Here is a 23,105-nt window from a genome sequence, read left to right on the forward strand (position 1 = left end):
ATTTCATATCTATTGAAACAAAAGAGATTGAGGAGGAAATTTTTATGAAAGACAGAAGTAATTTTACCGGAAAAGTCGGCTTCGTCCTGGCGGCTGCCGGTTCGGCGGTTGGGCTGGGAAACCTGTGGCGCTTTCCCTATCTTGCAGCACAGTATGGAGGCGGAACATTTCTTATCTGTTATATCATCTTGTCTGTCACCTTTGGGTTTACGCTGATGACCGCAGAGATCGCATTGGGACGAAAGACACGTTTAAGCGCGATCGGAGCCTTTAAGTCACTGGACAAACGCTTTGGTTTTCTCGGCGTTCTCGCGGCAATTGTTCCTATCATCATTCTTCCGTATTATTCTGTAATCGGCGGGTGGGTCATCAAATACTTCTCTACCTCTCTTACGGGACATACGGCGGATGCGGCAAAAGATACGTATTTCAACACCTTTGTCGGCGGTCTTACCGAACCGATCTTCTGGTTCCTTCTCTTCGTCATTCTGACCGCTGTGGTCGTTATCTTCGGCGTTGAAAAGGGAATTGAAAATGTCAGCAAATTTTTGATGCCGGTTCTCGTCGTGCTCACACTTGGAATCTGCGTCTATGTACTTACTCAGAAGGGGGCCATGGATGGGTTAAAATATTATCTCCTTCCTCATATGTCTGACTTTTCTATCAAGACATTGCTCGCCGCTATGGGACAGCTGTTCTATTCCATGTCATTGGCAATGGGAATTATGATCACATATGGGTCTTATATGAAAAAAGAAACGAACCTGGGAACCTCCGTCAAACAGATCGAGTTTTTCGATACTGGATTTGCATTTTTTGCCGGTCTGATGATCGTTCCTTCTGTATTCATCTTTTCTGAGGGAAATTTAGAACAACTAAAAGCAGGGCCGTCCCTGATGTTTGTCACTCTGCCCAAAGTGTTCAACAGTATGCCGATCGGCGATATTATCGGCGCTGTCTTCTTCTTGCTGGTATTTTTCGCAGCGCTGACTTCTTCCATCTCACTGATGGAAACCATCGTCTCCATTTTGATGGACAAATTCAAATGGGGCCGCAAAATGACCTGTATCATTGTCTTTGTATATGTTATCTTGATGGGAATTCCTTCTTCACTTGGATTTGGCGTATGGGACTTTATAAAACCGCTTGGCATGTCCATTCTGGATGCATGGGATTTCTTAAGCAACAGCGTACTTATGCCAATCGTTGCGCTTATCACCTGCATCTTTGTCGGATTCTTTATTAAACCAAAAACGATCATCGACGAAGCGTGCGCAGAAGGCGCAAAGTTCAAAAGCAAAGGGCTTTTCACTGTTATGATTAAATGGATCGCTCCAATCTTTCTCGTTGCAATCCTTTTAAGCTCCGTTATGAACGCGTTTGGGATTATTACCTTATAACAAAAGTATAAACATTATAAAAAGGAACGGCCCTATATGCTTGAGACCGTTCCTTTTTTCTGTTTCTTTTTATAACTCTGTCTTTACGGAGAGCTTCCTTATCTCTTGTTGCCCATGCAGAATACTGCCAGCACGCCAGGACCTGTATGGCTTCCAATTACAGTACCAATGTTATTGATTAGTATTTGTTCTACTCCCATTTTCTCTCTCACCAAACCGGCAACATACTCTGCCTCTTCCACACAGTCACCATGCGTGATCATAACCATATCGTTATCCCACCCCTTCGACTGCTCTACTGCCATATCTACAATCTTATTTAAGGAACGTTTTCTTCCTCTCTCTTTTCCAATTACCTGCAGCTTTCCTTCATTATCTACATGAATGATTGGCTTTATCTGAATCATGGTGCCAACAATAGCGGTTGTCTTTGACACCCTTCCGCCCCTGTGAAGGTGGTGCAAATCATCTACCGTTACATTATGGCACACATGCAGTTTATTCTCTTCTACCCACTGTGCAACCTCATCTATACTCTTTCCTGCATTTTTCAGCTTCAGCGCATGGTATAAAAGAAGTCCCTCGCCTAAACACGCACAGAGTGTGTCAATCACGATCACCTTTGCCTCCGGATACTTCTCTGCCAATTCCTCCCCTGCAATCCGCATGCTGTTGTAGGTACCGCTTAAGCCAGAGGAAAATCCCAAGTGCAATACATCTTTTCCTTCTTTTAAAAACGGTTCCAACGCTGCAACAGCTTCGTCTGGATTTACCTGAGAAGTCACCGACATTTTTCCTTCTCGTATCTTCGCAAAAAACTCTTTTGCCGACAAACCGTACATATCTGTATATGTCTCACCATCGATCGTATATCGCAGAGGAATGACAGGTACATTCCTTTCTTCCAGCCATTCTCTTGGCAAATCAACTGTACTGTTTACTGTGATTACATAATCTCTCATTCTTATATTCCTCCACCGCTTATATATTTTCATCTCATTTATTTATCATATCATTTTTCCCTGTATTTCGCAAAATCTTTTTCGCAGTGAAAATAAAGAGAATCACTGTCACAGTTACGGAGGTAAAATCTGCCGCAGGTTCTGCCCTGTAAATCCCCATAACTCCCATAAATTTAGGAAAAATCACTGCCATTGGAATCAAAAGGATAACTTTACGCAAAAGTGCGATAAATAAAGATACCTTTGCTTCTCCCAAAGATAAAAAAGTAGTCTGGCAGCCAAGTTGAATTCCGAAAATAGTAATCCCCATAAAATAAACCGGCATCACCTGGCAGGTCAGATCTATCAGTTCTTTTTTATCCGTAAAAAGCTGTACGTAAATCTGCGGAAAAAAGACTGCGATTCCCGCCAAAAGGAGCGTAGCCGTCAGACAGACTGCCACCATCCGTACAAATGCTCCCTTTACACGGTCTATCTTTCCCGCTCCGAAGTTGTAGCTTAAAATAGGCTGTACTCCCTGTGTAATTCCTTGTACCGGAATTGTAATCAACTGCATAATGCTGGTCAGAATAGACATCGTCCCCACATATAGGTCTCCGCCGTACCTCTGTAGTCCTGCATTTAGAGTAATCACAACAAGGCTCTCTGTACTTTGCATGGCAAACGGAGAAACACCTAACGCCGCAATTTTTCCGACTGTTTTTTTATTTAGTTTTATGTACTTGCGCCGGATACGTATCACACTTTTTTTCGACGTCAAAAACCTCACAACCCATGCGGCACTGACCGCCTGTGAAAGAATCGTAGCAAAGGCAGCCCCCTTTACTCCCATTCCAAACGCAAAAATAAAAATAGGATCCAGTATAATGTTCAGCACTGCCCCGATTAACACAGACAGCATCGCTATCCTTGCGTTTCCCTGTGCGCTGATATATGTATTCAGTCCCACTGCAAGCTGCACGAAAACCGTACCAATCAAATAGATGGTGATATATTCTTCTGCGTAAACAATTGTAGCGTTACTTGCTCCAAATGTATACAAAACCGGACGTTTAAATATAAGAAATCCTCCTGTAAGAACTACGGAAAAAATAAGCAGCAGCCCTACACAGTTTCCCAGAATTTTCTCCGCCTCCTCATAACGGTTTTTCCCCATCTCAATGGATGCAAGCGGTGCACCGCCCATACCAGCAAACGCACTGAAAGCTGCAATCACCATCAAAATAGGAAATGTTACTCCGACTCCTGTCAGCGCAACATCCCCATACCCAGCTATATGTCCAATGTAAATCCTGTCCACAATATTGTACAGCACATTGATGATCTGTGCGGCCACAGAAGGAACTGCAAGGCTTACTATCAACCTTCCCAACGGCTCCGTCCCCAGACGCTCGTCTTGTTTCGAAGTATCCGCTGCGCGCTCTTCTATCATATTGCCGCTTCCTTGCCTACTGTCCTGCATATTTCAAAACTCCCTTTTCCTTCTCTTTTATCCTGCTTTTTATTGTATAGGAAACTTCGTTCCCTATACAATAAAACCCTCCAGGGGATGCACACTGCGCGCAAGTGGAAAATAGCTGCTGACACAGCCGCGCTTTTGGCGCGAAAATGTGTAAAGTACATTCTTTTTTATTATAACATGGTTGGAAAAGGGAGTCAGCAATTAGTTCAACTTCACATTCAGATAATTTCGTCCGGATAGTGTCTTATTGAATATAAGGAAACAGAGAATACATATGCAGCCTGCTAAAAATCCAATCCAGTTAAAGCATGCGGTCAATACCAGCAACATAAGCCGCATAAATTTCAATGCATATCCTAATTCGAAGTTAGGCTGTGTATAATTTGCCACTGCCACGAACGCCATATAAAGCATAACCTCTGAATTAAACCAGCCAGACTGTACAGAAAATTCTCCCATAACAATACCGGCAATTACACTCAGCGGGGTACTGAGCATACTCGGTGTGTTCATCGCTGCAAGCCTGAGTCCGTCAATTGACAATTCCAGTATAAGAAGCTGAAAAATCAGAGGAATATTTACCACATCCCTGACCGCAATGAAAGAAAACACCTCTGGAAGCCAGTTTAAGTTCTGCATAAACAAAAGAAACAACGGCGTCAAAAATACGGTTGCTATCGTAATCAGCGTCCGGGTTACTTTCAGATAAATTCCGGTCAATGTCGGAAAGTAATAATCATTCGCCTCCTCAATCATATCTAATATAGAAGTAGGAAGTATCATCGCTGATGGAGAATTGTCCACCATAATTACCACTTTTCCTTCTAAGAGGCAGGCAGCCGCTGTATCCGGCCTCTCTGTATATTTAAACTTTGGAAATGGATTGAACCACTTCCTCTTAAACAGTGCCTCTGCCAGACTCTGCTGATTCATCCGTAAATCCTGTATCTTGAGTTCCTCTATTCGGGTCTTGACATTTTTCAGCAGCTCTGCATCTACTCGATCCTGCATGTAGCAGATAGCAATGTCTGTCCTGGATACCTGTCCCGCCTCTGTCATCTCCATCACCAGGTGTGGATCTCGGATCCTTCTTCTCATCAGTGCCGTATTAAATACAAGCGTTTCCACGAAGCCATCCCTGGAGCCCCGCATCGACTTATCTTTGTCCGGTTCGTCTACACTTCTGGCCGGATACGTCCGGCAATCGATGCAGATACACGCGGCATATCCTTCTATAAACAATACCGCCGCACCGGACAGTACATTTCTTATTACCTGATCAAAATTTCCCAATACATCTACTTCCACATAGGGTACACATTTTTTACAGAACGCACTGGCATCCTCCGGCATTGTCTTTTCTGTCAGTGCAATAAAAGAAGTCATCAGCTTTAGCATAGTCTCATCTTTTACAAATCCGTCAATAAAATAAAAGACTGCATTTCTGCCTCCGACCTCCAGATTACGCCGGATAATATCAAAGCTTTCGTCCACCGGCAGGATCCGATCCATAAAATCAATATTCTCCTCGAATGAACTGCTGATTGTTTTTGTAATCTTCTCAACCATAGAATCTGTTTCCTTTCTGAGCGCGTCTTTCTTTTAGAATACAGTCTCCTGCTCCTTGCGCTGCGGTATTTCTCTATGGTTAGATTCCCCACTTCTTCCTGAATTATGCAGATTTCTTACGTATTATTCTTCTATAAATCCAGCCTTCTTCATCTTCTCCAGGACTTGAGCCTGCCTTTGTCTTGCAAGCTCTGGATTCATTAGAGGATTATAGTCATTCGGCGCGTTCGGTATCCCCGCCAAAAGCGTACTCTCATCAAAATCCATCTCCCAGGGATATTTGCCAAAATACCCCAGACTTGCATCCATCACACAGTAATATCCGTTGCCAAAATAAATAGAATTTAAATATAGCTCCAGTATTTTATCTTTCTTAAGTGTTCTCTCAATGCGAAATGCCATGAACATCTCCGAAACCTTACGTACTAATTTCTTATCCTGTGTAAAGAATTGATTCTTCGCGAGCTGTTGTGTAATTGTGCTGCCGCCTTCCACATATGCTCCTGCCTGTATGTCGTGAAAAACCGCACGCCCTATCGCAATCGGATCGATTCCCGGATGTTTATAAAACCGTTTATCCTCTACGGCAAGGACTGCCTGTTTATAGGTCTGCGGCATTTCCTCCAATGTTGTGTAATTCTCCTTTGCCTCTATTTCGCTGACCATCTCTTCTATACTTTTATCAGAAAGTGCCTCGCGGTACCCTTCATATCCCTGCCATGTAAGATAAGCGGTAAATACAAGTATACACAATAAAATAAAAGAACACAGTCGTTTTATTATTTTCATACTGCCTGCCACCTTTTCCTTCGTACTCTTTTATCTGCTCTCTTTACGTTACAGGTACAGTATACCGAAAACAACTGTATTCTTCCATATATATTTCCTTACAGTTTTCTTAATTTTGCTTACAGTTTTGTAAGATCTGTAAGCCCTCTTATTTCGTAGTGCTCCCAAATCCACCGTTACGGATTTCGGTTGCATTATCATCCACCGTAATACCATATTCTACAAAGATTCCCTGCATAAATCCTTCTCCGCTTCCAATGTCCACTGTTTTTCCTTCCTTAGAGTCATTGGTTATCTTGGAAAACATATGACCTTCATTGTCCGAATAAAAGTAATCACTGTCTATAATTCCCACCGTATTGTTCAACTGCAGGCGATATTTGAATCCAAGTCCGCTGCGCGGGTAACATTTCAGTACCCACTCTGGCTCCATTTCTACCCGAATACCTGTAGGAACCTTCACCATCTCCCCTGGGGCGAGTACAATCCGCACCGGAGCAAAAAAATCATACCCCGCGCTTCCCGCTGTCGCTCTTTTTGGAAGCTTTATCTGGTTGTAAATCTCTTCTATCTTACATACTTCCTCTGGCCCAAATGTATCCGTCCAGTCCTTCTTAAATTGTTCCAGGCTTACCTTATGAAATTTTGCTATTCTTTTCATCTGTATTCTTTCCTTTCAGTTTGTCAGAGTCATACTGCCTTTTATTCAAAAAAACCGCGCTGCACACTTTATCATGAATCGTGCAATACAATTTTACATGCTTCCAGGCTTCTTTTTACATCAATTACCTTTTGGTTTGAACTTCCCTTCCAATGCAGCTGTGTATCTTTTAATGTTTCTTCAAATCTTCCATCCACCACAACGTCCACATAGGAGAGAATCTCTTCTCCCTGTATCTCTTCCCAGCAATATCCGGTATACAGCCACTGGCTCTTTTGCGGAAACCGCTCTCTTAACTCTTTCGCCAGGGCCGTAATCTCTGCGCGATTTGCCAGATGAAGCGGATCTCCGCCGCTGTATGTGATCCCGCTTATATACTCCTTTTCAAGCTGATCTGTCAGTTCCTTTTTTGCCTCTTCATCAAAAAGCACCCCTCCGTTTATATCCCATGTCACTGGATTATGGCAGCCAGGACATCCGTGAGAACATCCTGCCACCCACAATACCACCCGCAGTCCATCACCGTTTAGCATATCGTCTTTTGTAATATTGTGGTACCGCATCTACATACTTTTCCTTTCTGCTATTTCCGCCATTTTAGCATCATTCAGACGGGTGTCTCCTTTTACTCTTGAGTAAGAGAGATACCCATTCATTCTGTCGATTTTTGTCAGGTTCTTACTGCCGCACTTCGGACACACATCCATATCTAATTCCTCGTGCCCACAGTCGTCACAGTAAGCGAGAGAAAGATTCACTCCTTCATAGTATCCCTTTGCCATCGCTCTCCTGACTAAAGATTTTACCGCTTCTTTATTATAGCTGATTGGATATTTCACATACTGAATTTTCCCGCCGTTGCTTAAATTCCAGAAACGACCCTCCAAATCCTGCTTTTCGATCGGGGTGATGTCCTCCGACACATGACAATGGAAACTGTTGCTTACATATTCCCTGTCTGAAACATTCTCTATAATACCGTATTTCTTACGGAACTGCTGCACCTGCACTCCGCACAGATTTTCTGCCGGTGTTCCGTAGATTGCATACAAATGTCCGTCCTCTTTTTTAAATATATCGATCTGATCGTTGATATACTGCAGTGTGTCCAGCGCAAACTGCCCGTCCTCAACAAGCGATTTCTTATTGTATAGCTGCTGAAGCTCATTTAACGCTGTTATGCCAAAGGAAGCAGTGGCAGATTTCAAAAGTGGTTTGATTTTGTCATACAGCCCCAGATTTCCGCCATAGAATCCTCCCTCACAGTAGGCGAGTGGATTTGTGGATGCTTTCATCTCACCGAGATAATCATAGGTTCTCTGATGAAGTTTTCGGATCAGATTCAGATAATAATCCAGTACTTCATAAAAAGGTTTGCTCTCCTGCATAGACTTTGCGTAGATCATTGGAAGGTGCAGACTGATGGCGCCGATATTGAATCTTCCCACAAAAACGGGAACATCCTGTTCATCTGCCGGCTCCATTCCGCCTCTTTCATACCACGGAGACAAAAATGCACGGCATCCCATAGGACTGATAATTTTCCCATATTTCTTATACATACTCGGCACGTATCCTTCCCCAGTCAGGCTCAGCCAGTCAGGGTACATTGTTTTCCTGGAACACTCAATACCTGCCTCAAATACGTCCTCCAAAGGCTTTCCTGGCCCGTGCAGATTTTCATCGTACAAAAATACAATTTTAGGAAACAACACCGGTTTTTTATGTCCTTCTTTTCCCTGTCCTTTTCGGCGTACTTCCAGCATCTTAATGGTCGCCAGTTTTCCATATCTGCTTGTCCGCGTCCCGGCAGTCACTGTAATAAACGGGTAATCTCCGCGGCTGGAGGAAACAGAATTGAACTTATATTCCCAACCCTGAAAACCTTGCTCCATTTCTTTTTCCAGATCTGCCCACGCAACCTCTTGTACCTTTTCTTCCTCAAGCCCTAGATTTCTATACTTTTCAATCAGGCGTCTATGGGATTTTTCTGCATAAGGCTCTAATATCTCATCTACGCTCGGCACAGTAAAGCCGCCGTACTGCTGACTTGCAGCGCTTAACACAATATCCCCGATCACATCAAATGCCGTGTCCAGCGTCTTCGGTTCATTATACCAGAGATTTCCCATCTCAAACCCGCCGTTTAAAACATTCTTCACATCAAACAGACAGCAGTTCATCGTGTCACGCCGCGCCGACATATCATGGATATAAATATACCCTTCGCGGATAGCCTGAATTTCCTCAACTGTCAAGAAAAATTTTTTATACAGCTCTTTGTTTAGTTCATTGAAAATCAGACTCCGTTTTGTAGATACGAGCGCACTGTCCGTATTGCTGTTTTCTTTGTCTCCGATATACATGATAGACTGGCTTTTCTTATATACTTCGTCCAGCATCTGCACAAAGTCCTGCTTGTAATTCCGATAATCTCTGTAGCTTTTCGCAACCACTGGATTTACCTTTTCTAAAGCTCCTTCCACCACATTGTGCATTTCTGCAATCGGAATTTCTGTAATATGCATACATTTTACTTTTTCTTCTACAAATCTACAGATATAGTCCAGTTCTTCGTCTGTAAATTTAATCAAAGCGCGGTATGCTGATTTATTCACGGCAACAACGACTTTCTGTACATTAAAGTCCTCTTTCGTGCCGTCTTTTTTGATCACCTTAATCATTCTGCCTGCTCCCTTCCTGCCTATTTTTACCATATTTTGTGTTTTATTACCATTTCCATACCCTATATAGTATATCAGTACTATCCATACTACCACCCTGTCCATCTACAGTCAACTTGGAATGTTCCACAAAAATATTTCCTGCTTCTTCCTTATTTTTTGTCTAAAAATATTTTTGATTCCTCTAGTTTTTTTATGATTTCCTTTATCATTATGTTATCTGCCACCAGCGCCATGCGGACATACCCCTCTCCGCCTCTGCCAAATGCACTTCCAGGCGTCACAATAACGCCTGTTTTCTCCATCAAATCCATGCAGAAATCAAAAGAGGTCTCATAATTGTCTGGAATTTTTGCCCATACAAACATTGTTCCCTGGCTGTCCGGCACATTCCATCCAATCTTTCTAAGCCCGCTGCACAACATATGATTTCGTTCCTCATATTTTTTTCTTTGCTCTTCAATAAAATCATCTGGCCCCGTCAGCGCTGCTATAGCAGCATACTGCACAGGAAGGAAGATTCCGTAATCAATCTGCGATCGGAAAATCTTCAGCTTCTGTATTATTTCACTGTTTCCAACTAAAAAGGAGATTCGCGCACCTGTAAGGTTATATGATTTGGACAGAGAATAAAACTCAACACCTACGTCCTTTGCCCCGTCAAAGGCAAGGAAAGAGCTTCCTCTTTTATCTGTAAATGTAATGTCAGAATACGCGTTGTCATGGAGAATAACAATCTCGTTTTCTTTCGCAAACGCAATCAGCTCTCTGTAAAATGCATCCGGCGCGCACACGCATACCGGATTGAGTGGATAAGACACAATCATATATTTTGTCCGTCTGCGCACCTCTTTTGGAATTTTGGAAAGCTGAGGCAGATACCCGTTCTTTTCCTCTATAGGATAAGTCTCCACCTTAGCTCCAGCCATAATCCCACTCATCTCAAACAGTGGATAGCCCGGGTCCGGCACCAAGACCGTATCTGACGGATTACACAGAACCATGCCGATATGTGCCATTCCTTCTTGTGTTCCGTAAACCGATGTAATTTCTTCTTTTTCTAGTTCTACCCTAAAGCGGTGCCTGTAACGATACTGTACTGCTTCAATCAGCTCCGGCAGATCGGCGAGCGCATATTTATAGTTTTCTGGATTCTCACACGCCTTTTTCATCGCTTCCATCACGTGTGCAGCCGGAGCAAAATCCGGTGTTCCTACCGATAGATTAAATACCTGTTTTCCCCGCCCTGTCAGTTCCTTCTTCTTTTCATTTAACACCGCAAATATTCCTGTTTCAAACTGGTTTGCCTTATCGGAAAATTCAATTTTCTTCATCTGTTCCTCCTTAATAAATAGACTGCATCTTCAAACCTTTTATGTCCTTGCCTGCTATATCTTTTCTCTGGAATAATAAAACAAGCGGAAACAGTGTAACCTGCTGCCGCTTATTTAGCATACCATATTTTATATCTAAGTACAAACTTCCTGGCTTTCCTACAGAATTCCCCGTATCTCATTTAGTGAATCTAAGTGGTTATCCTCCATATATTTTTCCACTCCGGCGATAATATCCAGAGAAATATCCGGTTTCATAAATGTGGCAGTTCCCACCTGTACAACCTGTGCCCCTGCCATAATAAATGCAATTGCATCCTGCCATGTCGTAATACCGCCCATCCCCATAACCGGTATTTTCACCGCTTTGCACACCTGATGTACCATACGCAGAGCGATTGGCCTGATCGCCGGACCTGACAGTCCCGCATATCCATTTTGAAATACCATTGCTTTCTTGTCTATATCCACTGCCATCGCAAGAAACGTGTTGACAAGGGAAACTCCGTCTGCGCCTTCCTCCTCGCACATCTTTGCCAGAGCTACAATATCCTCTGCATTGGGAGAAAGCTTAACTACTAGTTTGTGCTTGCTGATTTTCCTCACTTCGCGCACAAGCTCCCTGGCCGCCTCTGTCTTGACCCCAAAATTCATACCGCCCTCTTTTACATTAGGACAGGAAATATTTAATTCCAGAATATCTATGTTTACATCATTCAGGCGTTCTGCTCCGCGAAAATAATCCTCTTTCGAGTGTCCTCCCATATTTACAATGTTGACTACGTCTTTTTCATTGATCCAATCCAGATCTTGTTCTATAAACGCCTCAATTCCCGGATTTTCCAGCCCTACACTGTTCATAATCCCGCTTGGTGTCTCCCATATCCGGATCCCGTCATTGCCCCCATGGGGATGAATAATCAGTCCTTTTGAGGAAAGCCCTCCCAATTTTTCAATGTCAAAGCACTCTGCAAGCTCTCTGCCAAATCCACATGTGCCGGATGCCAGGACAACTGGGTTTTTAAAGGCAATCCCTGCAAATTCTGTATGTAATCTGCTCATCTATGCAAACACCTCGCTTCCTAAAAATACCGGGCCGTCCTTGCACGCTGTCTTATTCCCGTTCTTTGTCTTACAGGTACAGACCTTGCACATGCCTATCCCGCATGCCATACGGTTCTCCATAGAGACATACAAAGGAACTCCTGCGTCCATTTTCTTACATTTTTCATATAAAACTTTCATCATAATTTCCGGACCACAGGTCAAAATCACATCGTACTCCAAAGGATTGACCAAATCTGTAATAAACCCGCCGATATCTAGATATAGATTATCTGCAACACTTCTGTATTCTTCTTCCAGAACAGATTTTTGACTGAAGCCCAGGTAAATATCTATCTGGCTGCCGATTCCCTCCTCTTTATATTTTTTCGCTGTATAGTAAAAGGGAGCGATTCCGACGCCGCCTCCTACCATGGCAATCTTTCCTTTTACATTCATCGGAAAACCATTGCCGTAAGGACCGTTGAGCGTCAGCATTTTTCCGGGTTCCAGACGGCTTATCAATTCCGTTCCTTTTCCCACTTTCTTATACAAGAAAGATACCCTGTCGCCGTCTGCATCGAATATGCTGATAGGTCTTGATAGCACCGGATACTCTTCCCAGCCCCGCAGCATATAGAATTGTCCGGCTTTCACCTGATTCTTTTCTTCCACTTCTATCAGATAAAAGTCATCTGACAGTTTTTTATTTGTCAGTATTTTTCCCATATTCATCCTCCTTTTCTTATTCTTTATCTTCATACACAATCCTGCCATTACAGATCGTATATTTTACTTTACCGTATAATTCTTCTCCAATAAATGGAGAATTGCTGGATTTTGAATAAAATTTTTCCACCTTCCATTTCTCAAATTCATCAAAAATAACAAGATCCGCCTGCTTTCCTTCTGCAATATATCCACTGTCTAATCCATACAGTCTTGCCGGATTGAACGTCATTTTTTTCAAGAAACATTCCATTGTAAGGCTCCCTGTGCGGACAAGATTTGTAATTCCAAGCGCCAAAGCCGTCTCCAATCCAATCATTCCGCTTGGCGCTTTCGTGATCTCCCTGCTTTTTTCTTCCGCAGAGTGAGGCGCATGATCGGTCGCAATAATCTGTATCGTGCCATCTTTTAACCCTTCTATAATTCCACGCCGGTCATCTTCTGTACGTAAAGGAGGATTGACTTTTGCAAAGTTTTTCTTCACAAGCGCGTCTTCTTCCGTCAGTGAAAAATGCTGCGGCGTTGCTTCTGCCCACACATCTGCACCTAGCTTCTGTGCCAGCCTGATATACTCTACCGACACTCTGGAGCTTACATGCTGGATACTGACTCTCGCTTTCGTCTCCAACGCTAATGTACAGTCCCTTGCTACCATAAGCTGTTCGGAAAGTGCCATGGCGCCTCCGATTCCCAGCGCCTTAGAGACATGCCCCCTGTTAATGCCTGCCTGTTGTACAAAATCCGGGTCTTCCTCATGCAGGCTAATCGCAAGTCCTTCTTCTTTTGCCCTTTTTAACGCCTCATACATCAGCCGGCTGTCTTGAATAGGAATCCCGTCATCACTTAATCCTATGGCCTTCGCCGCTTTTAATTCCGCAAAATCTGTCAGCTCTTTTCCCTGCATTCCTTTTGTCACTGCTGCTACAGACAACACACGGATGTCTGCCTGTTTTCCTTTCTCCAATACATAGGAGAGCGTCTCCGGATTATCCACCGGCGGTTTTGTGTTCGCCATACACACTACAGTCGTAAATCCGCCTGCCGCAGCCGCTTTTGCACCACTTTCAATATCTTCTTTATATGTCAGTCCCGGATCTCGGAAATGTACATGTACGTCAATGAGTCCCGGCGCGACGATTTTTCCTTCTGCCTCAATCACACGCTCATAATCATTGCTGCGCTTATATTTCCCGATTCCCGCAATCTTTCCATCCTCAATTAAAATGTCCAGTATCTCATCTGTTCCACTCTTAGGGTCAATCACCCTGCCGTTTTTAATTAAAATCACTGATTCTCCCTCCTGATATGTTCATATATAACTCTTGCTCCATTACATATATCCTCGATCGCGGCAAACTCCATTTTATTATGACTATTTCCCTTGTCACATGGTATAAAAAGCATTGCGGTATCACAGATTGCCGCAAATGACATTGCATCATGCCCCGCGCCGCTGACCATAATGCGATTTGATATATGCAGCCTGCGAGCCACCTCTTCCAGCTTCGTTTCCAGTTCCTTCGTCATCTCTATAGGCGGAATACTGCTTAATTTTTCTTCGATAAGCTGTACTTTACGCTTCCTGCATATCGTTCTTGCAGAGTCTAACACGCCCTTCTCAATTCTGTCAAGACTTGCCCTGTCAATTCCACGGATATCGATCCCGATCTGTACTTCGCCCGGAATCACATTCATTGCATTTGGTCTGTTATATAAAACTCCGACCGTTGCAACAGACTGATACATAGATTCTCTCTGCCCAAGCCGTTCCACGTCCAACACGACTTCTGCCGCTGCACACAGAGCATCATTTCTCATCATCATCGGCGTTGTTCCAGAATGTTCCGCCATTCCATGAAAGTACAGATTATAGCGAATAGGCCCTGCAATCGTACTGACAATGCCAATTTTTGTATGACATTCATTCAGCACTTTGCCTTGCTCGATGTGTAACTCCAGATACTGACGTACACCTTCTATCTTTTTTGGACGGATGTTCAATCCGCGTTCCTCAAAGATGTCCCCCAGAAGCCTTCCATCTTTTGCCACCAAGCCTTCAATATCCTGTTTGTACACTTCTTTCGTGATAAGACCGCTTCCAATCGTACAACATCCAAAATTGCTGGATTCTTCACACCGGAAAGCCCCTACCCGGATAGGTACATTTAATCCGTCCTCTTTCGCCCACCGCAGCACCATCATTCCAGCTATCACGCCTGCCACACCGTCATATCTGCCGCCTTCTACAACAGAATCCAAATGCGAACCGATTAAATAATAATTGTCTTCTGTACTATTACAAATATAGGTATTTCCCACCTCATCTGCCATTTCGGTAAATCCCATCTGTCTGCCGGCCGCTATCAGCGTCTCATGCATCCGGTCTTCTGTCTGTGTATAGCCAAGGCGTGTAACCCCTCCGTCCGCAGTAGCTCCTATATTATAGAATCCCTTAAAAAGTTCTTCACAGTACTGCATGTCCTTACGACTATGTATCATATCTGTCTCCTCCTACTTTATCATTTCATAAGTATCGGTGTAAAGGCATTTCTTTCTTTATAAAGCTTTAGAAACAGCAGCCCTGACAGCCATATCTTTATGAAAACAGTATATCTGCAGGCCGTTCATAATGATATGTTCACAGACGCAAAAAAAACATACTCTTTTTGTTTATTTAGACAAAAGAATATGCTTTTTGTTTATCTGCCGCAGAGCTTTTTCTCCAGTACCATAAAATATAATTTAAAGTTATCCTCCTGACGTTTTATATCCAGCCCGGTAAGCTCTTTTATTTTATTTAAGCGATATTTTATTGTATTTTTATGTGTATACATCCGGCTCGCTGCCTCATCCATATTCCCATCACATTCATAATAGATAATCAATGTATCCACTAACTCCTGATTTTTCAATTTTCCCAAAATATCTGAAAAAAGACTCTTCTGCTTATTCTGCAGCATCTCACGCAGACTGCTGTATAGCTCCAGTTCTGAAAATAAGTGGATTTTTTTAGTTCTTTCCATAACCTGCCCTAGTTCAAGCGCCTGCATTGCTTCTTCATAAGAACGCCGGATGCCCGTCACTTTTGTGCATGCCATTCCGATTCCTACATGATAATCTCCTGGAATCGCCAGACTATCCAATATCACCCTCATCTCTGTCAAGACAAACGGCAAATATTGTTCTAAACATGCCTTTTCTCTTCCATACAGCATAAACAGGATTCCTTTTTCTAGCGCAAAATTACTGCTAAACAATCCTTTTGACAACCTTTCAGTAAAATTAGAAAGTCTGTCCGCCGCAAATTTGACCATTCTATGTTTATTCCCTTCATAGAACTCCTGAGTGCCTGCTTTAATTATGACTGCCTGAAAAAAGTCATTCTCAATATCTACATTGAGAAGCCGCCCTTCTTCTTTAAGCATAGCATTACTCGCTGAAGGATGAAAAATAATATCGGATAAATATTTTCCAAGCATCTTCCTTTTGTTGCTTTCTGTCATAATGACATTCATAGCATCCATAATAATGTCTATATACGTCATTTCATAGGGAATCCGTAGTAATGGAAAATGGTTTTTATCTGCAATCGCAATCATTTTGTCTGAAATATAGTGTGCATATTTTCCTGTTTTAATCGCCAGGCATGCACTGTGAGTTTCCATCAGATCATAGAGCAGCCGGCACTGTTTTTCTTCGTCATCTCCGATAGAATACAGACTTGTTATCAGAAAGTCATCGCCCCTTAACCATTGGATCACATCCGGTACCTCCATCACCGTCACTGTTCCTACATTGACATCCAGGCATTCTGTGCTTGTGACAAGTTCCAGGTTTTTAAGTGACTTGAACTTTAACAATTCCCTAAGTTTAGCCATCTTTCGTCAACCCCTGTACTTAATCCAGTATATCTTTTAACTGCTTTAATCTGCTGATTCTGTATGTACTTTTCTCTTGCTGTTCTTGTTCTTTTACATCCCCCCTTATAAACCAGCATGTGTCAATGCCATATCGAAGCCCTCCTTTTATATCAGAGCTGTAAGAATCTCCTACAATCAGCGCCTTCCTCTTGTCAAAGCCCGGAATATGTTTCTCTACATATGAAAAAAATTCTTCAGAAGGTTTTTGTGCCCCTGCCTCCTCTGAAATAAAGACCTCTTCAAAATATTTTTCAAGCCCGGAAGCTTTCAACCGTCTTTTTTGTGTTGCAACCACCCCATTACTGATGATAAACAAACGATATTTTCCTTTCAGCCATTGGCAGACTTCTTCTGCGTCTTCTATCATCTGTGCTCCTTCGTTTAAGCAGGAACGATATTTTACCTCCCACTCGCTTCCATCTATCTCTATGCCAAATTCCCGCATAGTCTTTGAAAACCTTGTGTTCAGAACCTCTGTTTTCTCTATCTTTCCTTGTTCATAATCTTTCCATAACTTATCATTCACTTTTTTATATACAGGAAGATAGGAAAGTGGGTTTTTATATCCATACTCATTTAATACACGTACAAAAGACTCTTTTTCATTTGCCTGAAAATCCAAAAGTGTATCATCTATATCCAACAGGATATATTCATACTGTTTTATCGCTTTCATCTTATCTATCTTTTTATTTGTATCCAGCACCTTTTTCGCAATCATCAGCAGATGAAGTTTAAAGCTGTCCTCAGTGTCATGTACGTCCAGTCCGGTTGACTTTTTTACATTCGCCAGGTATTCTCTCACTAAGTCAGACGGAATATCCAGCACTTTCGCTGTCATGTCTATATCTTCTTTACATTTATAATATTTGGCAAGCACATCGATCTCCATTTTCCCGAGCTGGCTAAATACGATATCTGTAATCTGCTTGCCATAATTTGTTACCATCGCATTAATAGAACTATAAATCTCCATTCCCATATAATCTAAGATAACTCTCTCTTTTTTGAAAATCTCGCCTGCTTTTGCCGCCTTCATAGCGTATGTATATGTGCGCTTGATTCCTGCGATCCCTTTTTCCGGCAGTCCAATCCCTACACGGACTTTTTTGTTTCCTCCAAGCGTCTCTAAGCGCTCCACCGCTTCCTTTTTAAATTCCGGAAGGATCTCTGTCAGTTCATCTTTCGTATGTCCTACCAAAAAAGTCGCTACTCCGTTATCTACATAAAACATCTGATTTGATCCGACTTTCTTGTTGATGGAGGGCAGCGCACACATCTGTTCCAATTGCTTCTTTAGTCTTTCTTTTTCCTCAAATGTTCCCTGCTCTGTAGAAGGATAAAGGAACACCACCCCTAAAAACATATCCTGTCTCACATCAAACCCCAGCTTTTGTCCAAACTGAACTACGAGTCTTTCATCTTCATAAAAATAATTCACTACATCATTAAAGTACGTTGAAAATCCGATCGTCTCCATACTGCTATACATCTCATTACCTCCAAATTACCAGACTATTGCACTTTTTATATTTAATTTTCTTTCTTTTCAACAAGAAAATATTATATTACATCATCATTTTTGTTTTGTCAATTACTTTTCTTATGTTTTTACATATCCTAAACATAATATAAGCAGCGTATAAAATCTTTGTTAAAAAAGACAAAATTCCTGTCGCTTTTTTGTCCGTCTGGTAATTGTAAGGAAGAATTTCATCCCTTAATATAACAGTATACAGCGGCGGCGTAATAAGCGTATATAGTCAAGTCACGCTTATTACGCCGTTTTTTGAGTTTCTGCAGAAACATAACATTTCACAAGGAGGATTCAACAATGAAAAAACAAAAATCCGCGCATTCTCTGGCACGAAGAATGGTCATCTCTCTTGTACTCGGCATTATCGTCGGTTTTTTCTTCATGTGGCTGCGTGAAACATTAAATGCATCCGGCAATGGGAATATCTGGAATACAATCAATACTCTCTTGTTCCAGGATATCTCTGCCGAAGGAGCATCCAGTGCTGTCGGTTTGTTTTATATTATCGGTCAGATGTTTATACGCGCTTTACAACTTGTTATCATCCCTATGGTCTTTACTTCGATTGCTCTCGCCATCGGTACAATCTCCGACACGCGTACACTGGGCCGTATCTCTTTTAAAACGGTTGCCTGGTTTCTTTTATGTTACTTCTTTGCTCTGCTCCTGGCGGGCATAGTCGGAATGTTCTTGTACAGCAATGGTCTTTTTGACGCGAATATCACCGGACTTTCTGCTTCTGAAGGTTCCACAGGCTCCAATCCACTTCTCGTTATTTTAAATGCGGTTCCGTCTAATATCACCGCGGTATTCGGCGACAATACTGCTGTCCTTGCCGTTGTATTTCTTGCTGTCGTGGTTGGTCTGTGCATGAATGTACTCGGAGAGGAAAAAACTCATACTTTAAAAAAACTGTTTCAGGAAATAAATGATGTGGTTGTCGTTTTCTTAAATTTTGTAGTGACAAAGGTCGGTCCTGTTGCCATTTTTGTCCTTCTGTCAAGGACATTCGCTACATATGGCATCGACTATCTGCGTCCTGCGCTTGTCTACGTAATAACAACTATCCTCCTGCTTCTAATCTATCTCTTTATCGGATATGCCCTGATCATCCGGTTCGGAACCAAATTAAACCCGGTTCCTTTTATAAAAAAGATTTCCAAAGTCGCAATGTTTGGTTTTTCTACTTCTTCCAGCGCCGCAGCGCTCCCTTTGAATCTTGAGACTACCTCTCAGGAATTAGGTGTGGATGAAAAAGTAGCCTCTTTTGTCCTTCCTCTTGGAATGACGATTAATATGAATGGCACCGCAATTATGCAGGTAATTGCCACACTGTTTATTGCTGGATGTTCTGGACAGCAAGTAACAATCCCCATGCTGATCATGATTGCCGTCATGGTTGCTCTATGTTCGGCTGGCACACCGGCGGCCCCGGGAGCCGGCGCTGTCATCCTTTTTACTATCCTGTCTGGCTTTGGTTTCACAACAGACAGCGCGCTGCTTGCATATAGTCTGATACTGGCGATCAACAGACCGATTGAAATGTTGTGTACTTCTTTGAACGTAGTCGGCGACTCATGTACATGTATCTATGTTGCCAAATCCGAAAATATGCTGAATGAAACCGTTTATAACAGCCCTGTAAAATAACAGCATGTAACAGAAAAGCATCCCCTCAGCCGTAACCTGAGGGGATGCTTTTCTACAACTCAATTCCTTTTCTTGCACGCTGCCCGCTGTCAAAAGGATGCTTTATCTTTTTGATTTCCGATACGTAATCTGCTGCTTCTATCAATTTGCTGCTCGGAGCATTTCCTGTCAGTATAACCTCAAGGTGCTCCGGCTTCTTTTCCAAATAATCCGTTACTATTTCTTCATCCAATAAGCCTGCTTGTATTGTATAGATAACTTCATCCAGAAACAATACATCATATCCTCGTTCTGCCTGCTGTACTGCCTCTTGAAACTGACGGGTATAAAATATACGCCGTTCGCGACGTTCCTCCTCCGTAAGGCTAGAACTAAATTTTTCCTGTTCAAGTCCATCCAAAATCGTGATATTTTCCGAACATTTTAAAATATTTCTTTCGCTTGTCGTATTATCTTTCATAAATTGATAAATCAAAACCTTATATCCATAACCTGCTGCCCTGGCACACAGCCCCATGCCTGCGGTTGTCTTGCCTTTCCCATTTCCAAAATAAATGTGTATCAATCCTTTTTTTTCGTTCATTACTCTCATACCTTGACCTTTTCTATTATAAATGGATGCTTAAAACGGCGTCCCATACAAGTCATACGGCGTTACCTGATAAACGTAGTAATTTAACCAATTTGTATAAAGATTGTTTGCGCATGCCCTCCACGTAAGCAGAGGCTTATTATCCGGGTTCCCATCCGGATAATAATTGACTGGCATCTGAATATTCATTCCCTTTGCCCGATCTCTTTTATACTCTCCGTCCAGTGTCATCCGGTCATACTCAGGATGCCCCATGACAAAAATCTTTCTTCCATCCTCCGCCATACATAGAAATACGCCTGCTTCCTCGGAATCCGCCAGAATCGTAATCCGTTCATCTTTCTGAAGCAATTCTTCCGGAACTGTCGTATGTCTGGAATGGGGCGCGTAAAACACGTCATCAAACCCTCTGACAAGCGGAATTTTTCTGTTTCTCACATGGTGTTTGAATACTCCAAACTTCTTCCTGGGCAGCTTTACTTTGTCAATCCCATAATGGTAGTATACCCCTGCCTGTGCTCCCCAGCACAAATGCAAGGTGGAAGTCACATTGGTCGTCGTCCAGTCCATAATCTCTTTTAATTCTTCCCAGTAGTCTACCTCCTCAAACGGCAGCAGCTCTACAGGGGCGCCGGTGATAATAAAGCCGTCAAATTTTCGGTTTCTGACTTCCTTAAATGATTCATAAAATTTATAAATGTGGCTTGTAGATGTATTTTTTGACACATGGCTGGATACTCTCACGAAGGTTACATCTACCTGAAGCGGCGTATTAGAAAGGGAACGCAGAATCTGCAGCTCTGTGTCCTCCTTCAGCGGCATAAGATTCAAAAGCCCTATGCTGATCGGCCGAATGTCCTGGTGTGCCGCCCGATATTCATCCATCACAAATATGTTTTCTTGTTCTAATATTTCCTTTACCGGCAAATCATTTTGTACTCGAATCGGCATGCTTTTTCTCTCCTCTTTCTGTGTTATTCATCTCATTTTCATCGGAATGTACATATGTTCCATCAGAATCCACGTAACTAAATTTGTCATAACAATTTGTATTTGTCGGAAGTTTTTTACGCTCCAACCGATTGTTGACAATCATATTCACAATATAGTAAATTACAGCAAACGTAGGAACTCCCAATATCATCCCAAGAAATCCAAACAGTCCTCCCCCAAGCAGAATGGAAAATACCACCCAGAACGCAGACAGACCTGTTGAGTCCCCCAGAATCTTTGGGCCGATAATATTTCCGTCTAACTGCTGCAGGCATAATATAAAAATAATAAAATAAATTCCCATCCTCGGATCTGATAACAGAATCAAAATCGCACTCGGAATTGCACCGATATAAGGCCCGAAAAATGGAATCACATTGGTCACTCCGACAATAACGCTGACCAGCATTGTGTACGGCATATCCAAAAGAGACAGGCCGATAAAGCACAGCACTCCTATAATAGCAGAATCTATGATTTTCCCGATTATAAACCCACCGAAAATTTCATTACTTTTTATCGTAAGGTGAAGAATCATATTCGCATTAGAGGGTTTAAATACTGCATACACAATCTTTTTACATTGTCTGGAGAATTTCTCCTTGCTAAAGAGCACATACACAGAGACAATCATCCCAATGACAATGTTAAGCATCTCACTGATAATGTTGATCACTCCGACTGTAAGACCGGACATTACCACATTTACCTGTTCCAGAAGATCCGTGCGCATCCAATTCTGTAAAAACTTTGCCGCTTCCGCCAAAACTTCCGCCGCAAATTTACCGATAGCAGAATTCTCTGCGTTCATTTTAGAAAATGATTCCAGAAAATGATTCATCTGGCTTGGCACTGTAATCACCATGTCTCTTATACTCCGGTATAATTCTGGAATCATCATATTAAACAGCGCCACTACAACGGCTATCAACACCAGCAGCCCCGCCATAATTCCCATTCCCCTTGTCAACTGTTCTTTTTTCTTTAATTTGGGAAACTTCTTTTTTATTACAGGCAACAGATGTCTGTCTGCGAATTTTACAATAGGATTCAATAGATATGCTATCGCCATCCCATAAATGATTGGCTTTAGTACATGGATAATTTTTGCAAGAATATCAGAAATAATCGTAAGGCGGAGCAGTGCAAAATAAAAAAGAATACACGCTGCAATTACGACAAAGATTGTCATGCCTTTTCCAAATTGCTGTCTCAGCTTAGAGGCTCCTTTATTTTTCAGTACTGGCTGTTTTATGTAATATCCACTTTTAGGAGGTTCTCTTTTTTGAACATCCTGCTGTGTTTCTTCTTTCATTTATTGTCCACCTTTCGTTTTTGTACGTTTTATTATAACGCCTTACATAAGTCTGCGTCAACAGCATAGAAAAAGGTACAACATAGAAAAAGGCATCTCCCGCTTTGGGAAACGCCTTCTTTTTTAACCGCGGCATGAAAATGTCGCACATTCTGTTCCGTCACAATGACAGGCATTGCTTCCTTCCACACTGATCTTCCCTGCATTGCACTGACAGTTTTCATTGTACTTACAATCTGTTGCCTGGCAGTCTACACAGGCACAATCCGACGCCGCCGCCATACTGTTTGCATAGCTGTTTGTATATCCTTCTTTTCTCTCCTGGAAGCTGTCACAGCAGGTTTCCTGTGCAGTTTTTGCACTGCTTCCTCCAACCTGTATCCTGTCTAGCTCACATAAAAATTGATTATTGTGCACACATGTCTGCACGGTACATTTTAATTCTGGCATAATGATACCCTCCT

20 protein-coding genes are annotated in these 23,105 nt (G+C 42.3%); 2 read left to right on the forward strand and 18 right to left on the reverse strand.

Features of this window, described 5'->3' with window-relative positions; translation table 11 throughout:
• Positions 1–44: 44 nt before the first annotated feature.
• Positions 45–1,400 carry a sodium-dependent transporter gene (locus tag H8S37_RS04830; RefSeq protein ID WP_186874879.1) on the forward strand — a complete coding sequence of 452 codons (1,356 nt, stop codon included), beginning with the start codon at positions 45–47 and terminating at the stop codon, positions 1,398–1,400.
• 98 nt (positions 1,401–1,498) lie between these two features.
• Here the strand turns inward: H8S37_RS04830 and H8S37_RS04835 are convergent, their stop codons facing one another.
• The 14 genes from H8S37_RS04835 to H8S37_RS04900 all read right to left on the reverse strand — a co-directional run bounded on the left by H8S37_RS04835 (position 1,499) and on the right by H8S37_RS04900 (position 18,046).
• Positions 1,499–2,362: a DegV family protein gene (locus H8S37_RS04835; RefSeq protein ID WP_186874880.1), complete on the reverse strand. Its 864-nt coding sequence runs from the start codon at positions 2,360–2,362 to the stop codon at positions 1,499–1,501.
• A gap of 34 nt (positions 2,363–2,396) precedes the next feature.
• Positions 2,397–3,794 carry an MATE family efflux transporter gene (locus tag H8S37_RS04840; protein WP_243207133.1) on the reverse strand — a complete coding sequence of 466 codons (1,398 nt, stop codon included), beginning with the start codon at positions 3,792–3,794 and terminating at the stop codon, positions 2,397–2,399.
• 231 nt (positions 3,795–4,025) lie between these two features.
• Positions 4,026–5,393, reverse strand: a complete 1,368-nt coding sequence (locus tag H8S37_RS04845) for a spore germination protein (protein WP_186874882.1) — start codon at positions 5,391–5,393, stop codon at positions 4,026–4,028.
• A 123-nt stretch (positions 5,394–5,516) separates the two neighbouring features.
• A complete protein-coding gene (locus tag H8S37_RS04850) occupies positions 5,517–6,182 on the reverse strand; it encodes a transglycosylase domain-containing protein (protein WP_186874883.1) in 666 nt (221 codons plus the stop codon).
• A gap of 148 nt (positions 6,183–6,330) precedes the next feature.
• Positions 6,331–6,843: a dCTP deaminase/dUTPase family protein gene (locus H8S37_RS04855; protein WP_186874884.1), complete on the reverse strand. Its 513-nt coding sequence runs from the start codon at positions 6,841–6,843 to the stop codon at positions 6,331–6,333.
• A gap of 71 nt (positions 6,844–6,914) precedes the next feature.
• Positions 6,915–7,406: an anaerobic ribonucleoside-triphosphate reductase activating protein gene (nrdG, locus tag H8S37_RS04860; RefSeq protein WP_186874885.1), complete on the reverse strand. Its 492-nt coding sequence runs from the start codon at positions 7,404–7,406 to the stop codon at positions 6,915–6,917.
• The gene (nrdD, locus tag H8S37_RS04865; RefSeq protein ID WP_186875773.1) at positions 7,407–9,527 is read right to left on the reverse strand and encodes an anaerobic ribonucleoside-triphosphate reductase; all 2,121 of its coding nucleotides are present in this window, start codon (positions 9,525–9,527) and stop codon (positions 7,407–7,409) included.
• A gap of 152 nt (positions 9,528–9,679) precedes the next feature.
• Positions 9,680–10,861, reverse strand: coding sequence for an aminotransferase class I/II-fold pyridoxal phosphate-dependent enzyme (locus H8S37_RS04870; RefSeq protein ID WP_186874886.1), 1,182 nt, complete (start codon positions 10,859–10,861; stop codon positions 9,680–9,682).
• A 159-nt stretch (positions 10,862–11,020) separates the two neighbouring features.
• Positions 11,021–11,923 (reverse strand): dihydroorotate dehydrogenase, encoded by a 903-nt coding sequence (locus H8S37_RS04875; RefSeq protein ID WP_186874887.1) that lies wholly within the window; start codon positions 11,921–11,923, stop codon positions 11,021–11,023.
• Positions 11,924–12,634 carry a dihydroorotate dehydrogenase electron transfer subunit gene (locus H8S37_RS04880; RefSeq protein ID WP_186874888.1) on the reverse strand — a complete coding sequence of 237 codons (711 nt, stop codon included), beginning with the start codon at positions 12,632–12,634 and terminating at the stop codon, positions 11,924–11,926. It lies immediately after the preceding gene.
• Between the two features lie 16 nt (positions 12,635–12,650).
• A complete protein-coding gene (locus H8S37_RS04885) occupies positions 12,651–13,922 on the reverse strand; it encodes a dihydroorotase (protein ID WP_186874889.1) in 1,272 nt (423 codons plus the stop codon).
• Positions 13,919–15,133 carry a M20 family metallo-hydrolase gene (locus H8S37_RS04890; protein ID WP_186874890.1) on the reverse strand — a complete coding sequence of 405 codons (1,215 nt, stop codon included), beginning with the start codon at positions 15,131–15,133 and terminating at the stop codon, positions 13,919–13,921. The genes H8S37_RS04885 and H8S37_RS04890 overlap by 4 nt, the downstream gene beginning before the upstream one ends.
• Positions 15,134–15,333: 200 nt before the next feature.
• On the reverse strand, positions 15,334–16,512 hold the full coding sequence (locus tag H8S37_RS04895; RefSeq protein WP_186874891.1) for a PucR family transcriptional regulator: 1,179 nt from the start codon (positions 16,510–16,512) through the stop codon (positions 15,334–15,336).
• 19 nt (positions 16,513–16,531) lie between these two features.
• On the reverse strand, positions 16,532–18,046 hold the full coding sequence (locus tag H8S37_RS04900; protein WP_186874892.1) for a YjjG family noncanonical pyrimidine nucleotidase: 1,515 nt from the start codon (positions 18,044–18,046) through the stop codon (positions 16,532–16,534).
• Between the two features lie 342 nt (positions 18,047–18,388).
• On the opposite strand from H8S37_RS04900, the gene H8S37_RS04905 reads away from it, so the two are divergent.
• Positions 18,389–19,741 (forward strand): dicarboxylate/amino acid:cation symporter, encoded by a 1,353-nt coding sequence (locus H8S37_RS04905; RefSeq protein ID WP_186874893.1) that lies wholly within the window; start codon positions 18,389–18,391, stop codon positions 19,739–19,741.
• A gap of 52 nt (positions 19,742–19,793) precedes the next feature.
• Here the strand turns inward: H8S37_RS04905 and H8S37_RS04910 are convergent, their stop codons facing one another.
• The 4 genes from H8S37_RS04910 to H8S37_RS04925 form a co-directional block, all read right to left on the reverse strand.
• The gene (locus H8S37_RS04910) at positions 19,794–20,324 is read right to left on the reverse strand and encodes a cob(I)yrinic acid a,c-diamide adenosyltransferase (protein WP_186875774.1); all 531 of its coding nucleotides are present in this window, start codon (positions 20,322–20,324) and stop codon (positions 19,794–19,796) included.
• A gap of 39 nt (positions 20,325–20,363) precedes the next feature.
• On the reverse strand, positions 20,364–21,284 hold the full coding sequence (gene metA, locus H8S37_RS04915; RefSeq protein ID WP_186874894.1) for a homoserine O-acetyltransferase MetA: 921 nt from the start codon (positions 21,282–21,284) through the stop codon (positions 20,364–20,366).
• Positions 21,262–22,641, reverse strand: coding sequence for an AI-2E family transporter (locus H8S37_RS04920; protein WP_186874895.1), 1,380 nt, complete (start codon positions 22,639–22,641; stop codon positions 21,262–21,264). The genes metA and H8S37_RS04920 overlap by 23 nt, the downstream gene beginning before the upstream one ends.
• Before the next feature lie 123 nt (positions 22,642–22,764).
• Entirely contained in the window at positions 22,765–23,091 is a 327-nt protein-coding gene (locus tag H8S37_RS04925) for a DUF1540 domain-containing protein (protein WP_186874896.1), read from the reverse strand.
• Positions 23,092–23,105: the final 14 nt, after the last annotated feature.

It is taken from the genome of Mediterraneibacter hominis (assembly GCF_014287475.1).
Taxonomy (GTDB): Bacteria; Bacillota; Clostridia; order Lachnospirales; family Lachnospiraceae; genus Mediterraneibacter; species Mediterraneibacter hominis.